Below are 7,678 nucleotides of genomic sequence, written 5' to 3'. Positions count from 1 at the left end.
AGCTAACCATGTATAAACTTCTAACACGTTTAACTCTTGACTAATCGTAGGAACGAGGGTGTGACATAACTCGGTAGATTCCAGAATATAATGCCAAAATGCACCATCCCAATGGTGTTTATTGGGATGGTGCATTTTAGCATTATATGACCGAAATCTGAGTTGTGGAGCAGGTTAAGGCTATATGCCAGTATTGAACCAGCGTACATTTTAAGCTTTACTTTAGTCAAGAAATCAACTGGGATCCTTATCGATATAGATTTAAGTCACAGGTCCTTATTTGATTGCTGTGAAATTTACGTCATTTTGATGAACGGTTTTATGGCTTCTTGACCAAAAGTTTTGGTTTCAGTCAGTAAAATATTGGCGCAGGCCAAACTGTCATCCAAGGCGTTGTGGTGATGTTCCAGAGAAATGCCCAATGCATCGGCGACAGTATTCAGCTTATGATTTTCCAATCTGGGCAGAAATTGCCGGCTGGTTTTTACCGTATCTAGGGTTAAGTAGGCTGGTGACGTCATCCCGTAATGATTGAGGGTTTGCCGCAGCACACCATTATCAAACTGGGCATTGTGCGCGATCACCAGCTGTTCTGGGGTAAATAAGGATTGAATATGCGGCCAAACGGTTGGAAAATCGGGTGCTTCAGTAACATCGGCTTCGTGGATACCGTTAATTTGAGTATTACGCCAGTAAAAATCGGTGTCGGGTTTGATCAGTGTGTAGAACTCATCGGCTACCTGATCATTGCGAACAATCGTCAGTGCAAGCGAGCAAGCAGAATAGCGTTTGCCATTGGCAGTTTCGAAGTCCATTGCAACAAAGTTCAAATTGGCCACTCCTTTCAAGTCATACAAATTATACGTGAAGGCCGGTGGTTGTCAAGGCGACAGGGCAGTGATCAGAGCCAAAAATCTGGTCTTTGATATCTGCTGATTCTAATTTTGGCTGAAGGGCATTACTGGTAACGAAGTAATCGATCCGCCAGCCGGCATTCCGGTCACGGGCGCTGAAACGGTAGCTCCACCAGGAATAACGTTCGGCAGCATCCGGGTAGAAGTAACGGAATGTGTCCGTGTAGCCACGGGAGAGGAAGCGGGTAAAGGCTTCCCGTTCCTGGTCTGTAAATCCGGCGTTTTTATGGTTCGTTTTCGGGTTTTTAATATCGATTTCTTCGTGGGCAACGTTGAGATCACCGCAGAGGATCACCGGCTTATTAGCGTTAAGCTGATCAATATAATCCTGAAATGCATCTTCCCAGCCCATTCGGAAATCCAGCCGTTTGAGGCCAGTTCCCGAATTAGGGGTATAGCAGGTCACTAAGTAAAAGTCCGTATATTCCAAGGTAATAACCCGGCCCTCGTGATCGAATTCGTCGGTGCCAATATCGTAGGTAACGTTAATCGGTTCGTGTTTTGTGAAAATGGCCGTGCCGGAGTACCCCTTACGGTCAGCTGAGTTAAAGTACTGGTGGTAACCCGGCAAATCGAGGGTCAGCTGATCGGGTTGCATTTTAGTTTCCTGAACGCAGAAAAAATCAGCGTCCAAAGTGTTAAACGTAGTCATAAAGTCATGTTTGACAGCAGCCCGCAGGCCGTTGACGTTCCAGCTAATAAATTTCAAGGCAGATAACATCCCTTCTTGGTGAAATAAGTCACGTCTATTTTATCATTTTTAAGTGGCTTCGGCTGTTTTCCAGTTGATTAAAGAAGCCACTTATCCGACTAACCTTTTGTTTGCGTCTAGTCAGAATGGTATTATATTAATATATTCTACGAAATATTTGATTGGCGAAAGGAACTTAATCATGACGGCAGATATCATTGCAGCTTTTCCAAAAGTAAAGCTGATGCAAAACGAACCATTATCAAACTATACGAACACTAAAACAGGTGGCAAAGCCGACTTCTTGGCGTTCCCGCAAAATCTAGATGAAGTTCAAAACTTAGTGCGCTACGCCAATGATCAAGCGTTACCTGTGACCGTAATCGGCAAAGCCAGTAATTTAATTGTTAAGGATGGCGGCATTCGTGGGCTGGTCATGATTTTGACCGACATGAATCACGTTGAAGTTCAGGGAAATGACATCACTGCTGAATCGGGTGCCTCTTTAATTGAAGTGACTAAGATCGCACAGAATGCGAGTTTGACCGGACTTGAATTTGCTGCCGGCATTCCTGGCAGTGTTGGTGGGGCCATATTTATGAACGCCGGTGCCTATGGTGGTGAGATCAGCATGGTGGCTGATTCGGTAACCGTCTTGACACCAGAAGCAAAGTTGAAGACGATCTCACGCGATGAGTTAGACTTTGGTTACCGGCACAGCCGGGTCCAAGAGGAAGGCGATATCGTTATTACAGCAATCTTTAAGCTGCACCCGGGTAATGCGGATGAAATTCAGGCTAAAATGGATGATTTAAACGCCCGGCGCTCTGCCAAGCAGCCGTTAGACCTGCCCTCATGCGGGAGTGTCTTTAAACGGCCCACTGGCTATTTTGCCGGTAAATTGATCCACGATGCGGGACTGCAGGGTTATCAGTTTGGCGGTGCGCAGGTTTCTACCAAGCACGCTGGTTTTATTGTTAACGTTGACCACGCGACGGCATCGGATTATCTTGCGGTGATTCAACACGTTCAAGCCACTGTTTTGGCTAATGCGGGCGTTCACCTGGAGACGGAAGTGCGGATTATTGGGGAAGATCCCGTTCAGAATTAACGAGAGGAGTTAGTGAGTTGCTGATAGTTGAAGCGGTTGTTTTATTAGTCGTCCTAGTCTTGATCTCAAATGTCATCAGCCACTACCTCACCTTTATCCCGGTTAGTTTAATTCAAATTGCGCTTGGATTGGTCATTGCACTGTTTTGGGAAATTAAGATCCCGCTGGATACGGATTGGTTCTTACTGTTATTCATTGCACCGCTGCTGTTTAATGATGGTCGAAGGTTCCCCAAACGGGAACTTTGGCAGCTGCGCGGGCCGATCTTTGCTAACTCGATTTTACTGGTTTTTTTGACGACGATCGTCGGCGGGTATCTCATTTATCTGCTGATTCCGCGATTGTCTCTTTCGGTTAGCTTTGCGCTGGCAGCTATTTTATCGCCGACTGATCCGGTGGCCGTTCAGTCGATTTCAAAACGGGTGAAATTACCGGACCGAATTTTACACCTGGTCAGCGGCGAAAGCCTAATTAATGATGCTTCAGGGCTAATCGCTTTTAAGTACGCAGTAGCTGCTACCGTGACGGGTGTTTTTTCATTCAGCCACGCCGTGGGGGACTTCTTATATATCAGTATGGTGGGGCTTTTAGCCGGTTTTCTCCTCATGTGGGTGATTGAATTCATACGTCACTTCTTAAGACAGCAAGGCATCAATGACGTGGTGTTTAACACGGTTCTACAGATCATGACGCCCTTTGTGATCTACGTGATCGTCGAAGAGCTTTTGCACGCTTCTGGCGTGATTGCTGTAGTCACTGCTGGTGCGGTGTCCCATGCACAGGGGAACCGGTTGGTCGAGGATTCTCCTGAACTTAAGCTGGTTAGTGAAAAGACTTGGGATATCATCGTCTACCTCTTAAACGGGATCGTCTTTTTGATTTTGGGCGATGAGCTGCCGATTGCGACAACCAAAATTATTCACGACGTTCATTTTCATACCTTTCAAGCGGTGGCTTATTCGTTTGGCGCTTGGGTGATCCTGTTACTGATTCGGGTCGTTTGGATCTATTTATACCAAATCATTAGCAAACCTCGACGTCCCAGCTTTCGAGTAGCGCTTTTGGCGGGACTATCCGGGGTTCGGGGAGCGGTTACCATGGCTGGTGTGCTGTCGTTGCCACTAGTTACCGCTTCTGGGCAAGCCTTTCCGCAGCGGGCTTTAGTGCTGTTTGTGGCGGCTGGCGTGATTATTATTAGTCTGGTAGCTGCGGTGATCACGTTACCGCTAGTTGCGCCAGATAATCCCGTACCGCTTCAGACTCGAGCCAGTTTCACTGATGAGTCTGATAATGATTTCGATGATGCTGAAAACCTGGAACAGGGGGCCAGTGAACGGCATCCCATGAGCGAGGCCGAGGCGAGAATCTACATCATGCGGTTAGCAATAAATGCGATTGAGGAACACCGGCGAATCGAAAATCAGCGGGCAGCGTATGACTTGATCTTAGATTATCAATTTATTATTCGCAGATTAGAGTTGACCACCCGTGATGATGCCGACCGTCAGCGCGTAATGAACGATGAAATTACCTTGAGACGAGTGGCGTTGAAGGGTGAACGTTCCGCTATCGAGCGGCTGTATGCGCATCACCAAATTTCACCGCAAGCTTACCGTTCAGCTATTGGAACGATCAGATCGGCTGTACGGCGAGTTGATCATCCCAAGGCGCATTTGCATTTTGTGGCGTTTCGAAACTGGTCAGCATCGTTTCACAGAACTGTCCAGTGGCTTAAGACGGTTATTCATCGCTCACAAAACAAGTCCTCTGATAATGAGTGGCAATTGATCGATCGAGAAACTGCGAAATCAGCCATCAAGGCGTTATCCAAATATTTAAGCAACGATGAAGTCAATTCCCAATCATTAGATAAACAAGCGGTCTATCATTTGGTCGTCTTTTATCGAAACCGGATCGAACGCGCTCGCAAAAAACAGAATGCGTCACGTTCAGCGTATACTAAGCAGCTTAATCAGTTAAAAGTAATTGCGTTAGGTGCTGAACGGACGGGGGTTCAAACCCTGTTGGAGTCGGGTAATATTACCTGGCAGATGTCGGGCCGCTTACGGCAATACATCAACTACTCTGAAAACGTCCTTATGATGGCTGTGAACGACGAAGTTGACGAGTTTTATACCAAATAAATAGGATCTAATTAACTATCACTATGACGGTTAATTAGATCCTTTATTAAGTTAAAGAGCGGTTTATTTAGAATGATTTTTTTGCGCGGCATTTTTAACGGATTTGTTCATTGCCTGTTCGTTAGCCCTTTGACTGTGGTAAGCCAGATATACTAACCAGTAAGCAATTAACTGAATCAGCGTCATTAACCCGACAAAGACCACCATGGTGGGTGTCCACATGTGTAATAACCGGTCAGTGATCAACTCCGGCGAAATGAACAGGTAGACGGTATGAATCCTCATAAATCGGCCAACGTAGATACCAACGGAGGACAAGAAAGTCAGGAAAAGGACTAGTAGTGTCTGCAGCCAGGAGTTTCCCTTCAAGTAGCGTTGTGTAATGGTGTTAGCCACGTAGTTCAGACTCCAGAAACCCAGAATGACGCAGAACAAAACGCTGATCAAAAGGTAGGTAAAGTAGACCCAAACGTGCAGGTTTAACTGCAACAAGCCATCCGCACCATAAGGATTAAGCAGTGAGAGATGAAATAGATCCGTTAGTAAGTATGGTGCATTGGGGTAAAAGACCAGCCATAAAAGAACCACTAGCCAAAAAATCAGGTCGTTTGTGGGACGCTCCCTGCTAAGGTGGAAACTAATTTCGATTGGCAAATAACCCAAAAAGGTATTTAAAATTAAAAAAGTAAAAGGCTCATGTGCGAACTGCCACAGAAATAACAGCCACAGCACAACAAAAATCCGAATTTGCCAGCGTGCGTGACCCGCCAAGAGATCATCTCCCTGTTTCAAAATATAACTACACAAATAATAACAGATTACTTGAAAAGTCGCATGAAATTTCAAGTAGTTTACGGAAATCTTGAAATATTGAGTTGGCAGTTCACCAGAAATATGGAGGTGACGCCAAAAAATAGCGGTCGGCGTGCTATAATGTTATCTGAATAGATTTTTGGAGGGAAATTATCAAATGAATCTTGATTGGAGTAGCTTTTTGACGTGGCATAACATCGTAAACCTCCTCGATATTCTCGTCGTCTGGTTTGTTTTTTACGAACTGATTATGCTGCTGCGAGGAACCAAAGCTGTTCAGCTTTTACGTGGCATCATCGTGATCGTTTTAGTCAAGATCATTGCGGTTTACGTAGGGTTTGGAACGGTATCATGGTTAATGGACCAAGTGATCAACTGGGGTGTTATTGCCATGATCATTATTTTCCAACCAGAGATTCGACGCGGGTTGGAACACCTTGGCCGCGGGTCTGTGTTTGTCCGTAATCGGCAGGTGAATGAAGCCGAGAAGCAGATGATTGCCGCTCTGGATAAAGCCATTCAGTATATGTCCAAACGCCGAATCGGTGCTTTAATGACGATTCAGATGGATACTGGATTGGAAGACTATATCGAAACGGGAATCGAACTGGATGCTAAGATTACTGGCGAATTGCTGATCAATATTTTTATTCCTAATACACCGCTGCACGATGGTGCCGTGATTATTCGGAATAACAAGGTAGCTGTCGCCGCCGCTTATCTGCCATTGTCTGATAGTAATTTAATTCCTAAAGAGTTAGGCACTCGGCATCGAGCTGCGGTCGGTATTTCAGAAGTAACGGATGCGTTGACCATCGTTATTTCTGAAGAAACAGGCGAAGTTTCGATTACTAAGAATAACGAGTTGCTCCGGAATATGGACCAAAACGATTATTTGAAGTTTTTGAACAACGAACTGATTAAAGATCAGGAACCTGAACAACCGAAAAATCCGCTGAACTGGCTGATTGACGAGTTTACCCAGTTCTTTAGGGGAGGTAATCGGTGATGAAAAGAATTTTCAATAGTCGTTGGACTTACCGGCTGATTTCCCTGTTTTTGGCTGTTTGTTTATTCTTATACGTTAACAGTTCGAAAAGTACCTCAATGCAACAGACTGGGAATACTGGCGGTACCAATTCCACTACGTTAACGGCAACCCAGCGAAAAACCGTCTCAGTTCAACTCAGATTGAACGTGGATTCCGATAAGTATTTTGTGACCGGCTATCCCGAGAAAGTGAAGGTTCATTTACGTGGCCCAGCGGCCTTAGTCACCGCTACCGCAAATACACAGAACTTTCGCGTATTTGCGAATCTGACCGGTCTTAAAGCCGGTGAACACACGGTGAGGTTGAAGCAGGATGGTTTAAATCGAGATATTAACTACCAAATTGCCCCAGCTGCCATTAAGGTTAATATTCAGCCGCGCCAGACCGTTAGTTTCCCGATCAGCGTTCAGTATGATAAATCCCGAATTGCTAAAAATTACGTTGCTGGCAGCCCTAATAGTGATGTCAATAGTGTTAAGGCTACCGGTGCTGAGGGCGAAATCGACCGGATCAGCAGAGTGGTTGCTCAGCTAAACCTGCCGCAGAATGCTAGAAAGTCTATTAATAGTGAGGCAGTTATTGAAGCCCTTGATAAAAATGGCCAGACCGTGAATGTCATTTTGACACCGGCCACTACTCAAGTTAACCTGCCAATTACGGCTCGGGGGCATTCAAAGAAGGTGCCAATTAGGTTTAAGCCTAAAAACGCCAACAGCGACCAGGAATATAGCTTTCAAAGCAGTACGAAAGCCATTCAAGTGTTTGGTTCTGAGTCGGATCTGAAAGCTATTTCAGAGTTTGATGCAGATGTCGATGTCAGTGATGTTAAAAATCAAAAAACAAAAACAATCAGTTTAGATGCAGCTGCTAATAAGGTGACGGGGACGAATCCGAATAGCGTCAAAGTAAAGGTAACTACTGAATCTAAATGATAATCTGGAAATGAGGAAAATT

At 45.2% G+C, this 7,678-nt stretch carries 7 protein-coding genes; 4 read left to right on the top strand and 3 right to left on the bottom strand.

The window, feature by feature from the left end; all coding sequences use genetic code 11:
- Positions 1-296 precede the first annotated feature (296 nt).
- Positions 297-830, bottom strand: coding sequence for a 3'-5' exonuclease (locus CES81_RS10240; RefSeq protein WP_089121670.1), 534 nt, complete (start codon positions 828-830; stop codon positions 297-299).
- 28 nt (positions 831-858) lie between these two features.
- Positions 859-1,623, bottom strand: coding sequence for an exodeoxyribonuclease III (locus CES81_RS10235; RefSeq protein WP_089121671.1), 765 nt, complete (start codon positions 1,621-1,623; stop codon positions 859-861).
- A 184-nt stretch (positions 1,624-1,807) separates the two neighbouring features.
- On the opposite strand from CES81_RS10235, the gene murB reads away from it, so the two are divergent.
- A complete protein-coding gene (gene murB / locus CES81_RS10230; RefSeq protein WP_089121669.1) occupies positions 1,808-2,716 on the top strand; it encodes a UDP-N-acetylmuramate dehydrogenase in 909 nt (302 codons plus the stop codon).
- 17 nt (positions 2,717-2,733) lie between these two features.
- A complete protein-coding gene (locus CES81_RS10225; RefSeq protein ID WP_089121668.1) occupies positions 2,734-4,860 on the top strand; it encodes a cation:proton antiporter in 2,127 nt (708 codons plus the stop codon).
- Positions 4,861-4,923: 63 nt separating this feature from the next.
- On the opposite strand, the gene CES81_RS10220 is transcribed toward CES81_RS10225, so the two are convergent.
- Entirely contained in the window at positions 4,924-5,631 is a 708-nt protein-coding gene (locus CES81_RS10220; protein WP_089088143.1) for a DUF1361 domain-containing protein, read from the bottom strand.
- Positions 5,632-5,830: 199 nt separating this feature from the next.
- On the opposite strand from CES81_RS10220, the gene cdaA reads away from it, so the two are divergent.
- Both cdaA and CES81_RS10210 read left to right on the top strand, forming a co-directional pair.
- A complete protein-coding gene (gene cdaA, locus CES81_RS10215) occupies positions 5,831-6,682 on the top strand; it encodes a diadenylate cyclase CdaA (RefSeq protein ID WP_089088142.1) in 852 nt (283 codons plus the stop codon).
- Positions 6,682-7,656: a CdaR family protein gene (locus CES81_RS10210; RefSeq protein ID WP_089088141.1), complete on the top strand. Its 975-nt coding sequence runs from the start codon at positions 6,682-6,684 to the stop codon at positions 7,654-7,656. Before cdaA ends, CES81_RS10210 begins: the two co-directional genes overlap by 1 nt.
- The last annotated feature ends 22 nt before the right edge of the window (positions 7,657-7,678 follow it).

Source organism: Secundilactobacillus pentosiphilus (assembly GCF_002217985.1).
Taxonomy (GTDB): domain Bacteria; phylum Bacillota; class Bacilli; order Lactobacillales; family Lactobacillaceae; genus Secundilactobacillus; species Secundilactobacillus pentosiphilus.
Note: the sequence above shows the minus strand (reverse complement) of the source record. Positions and strands in the feature narration are given on the sequence as shown.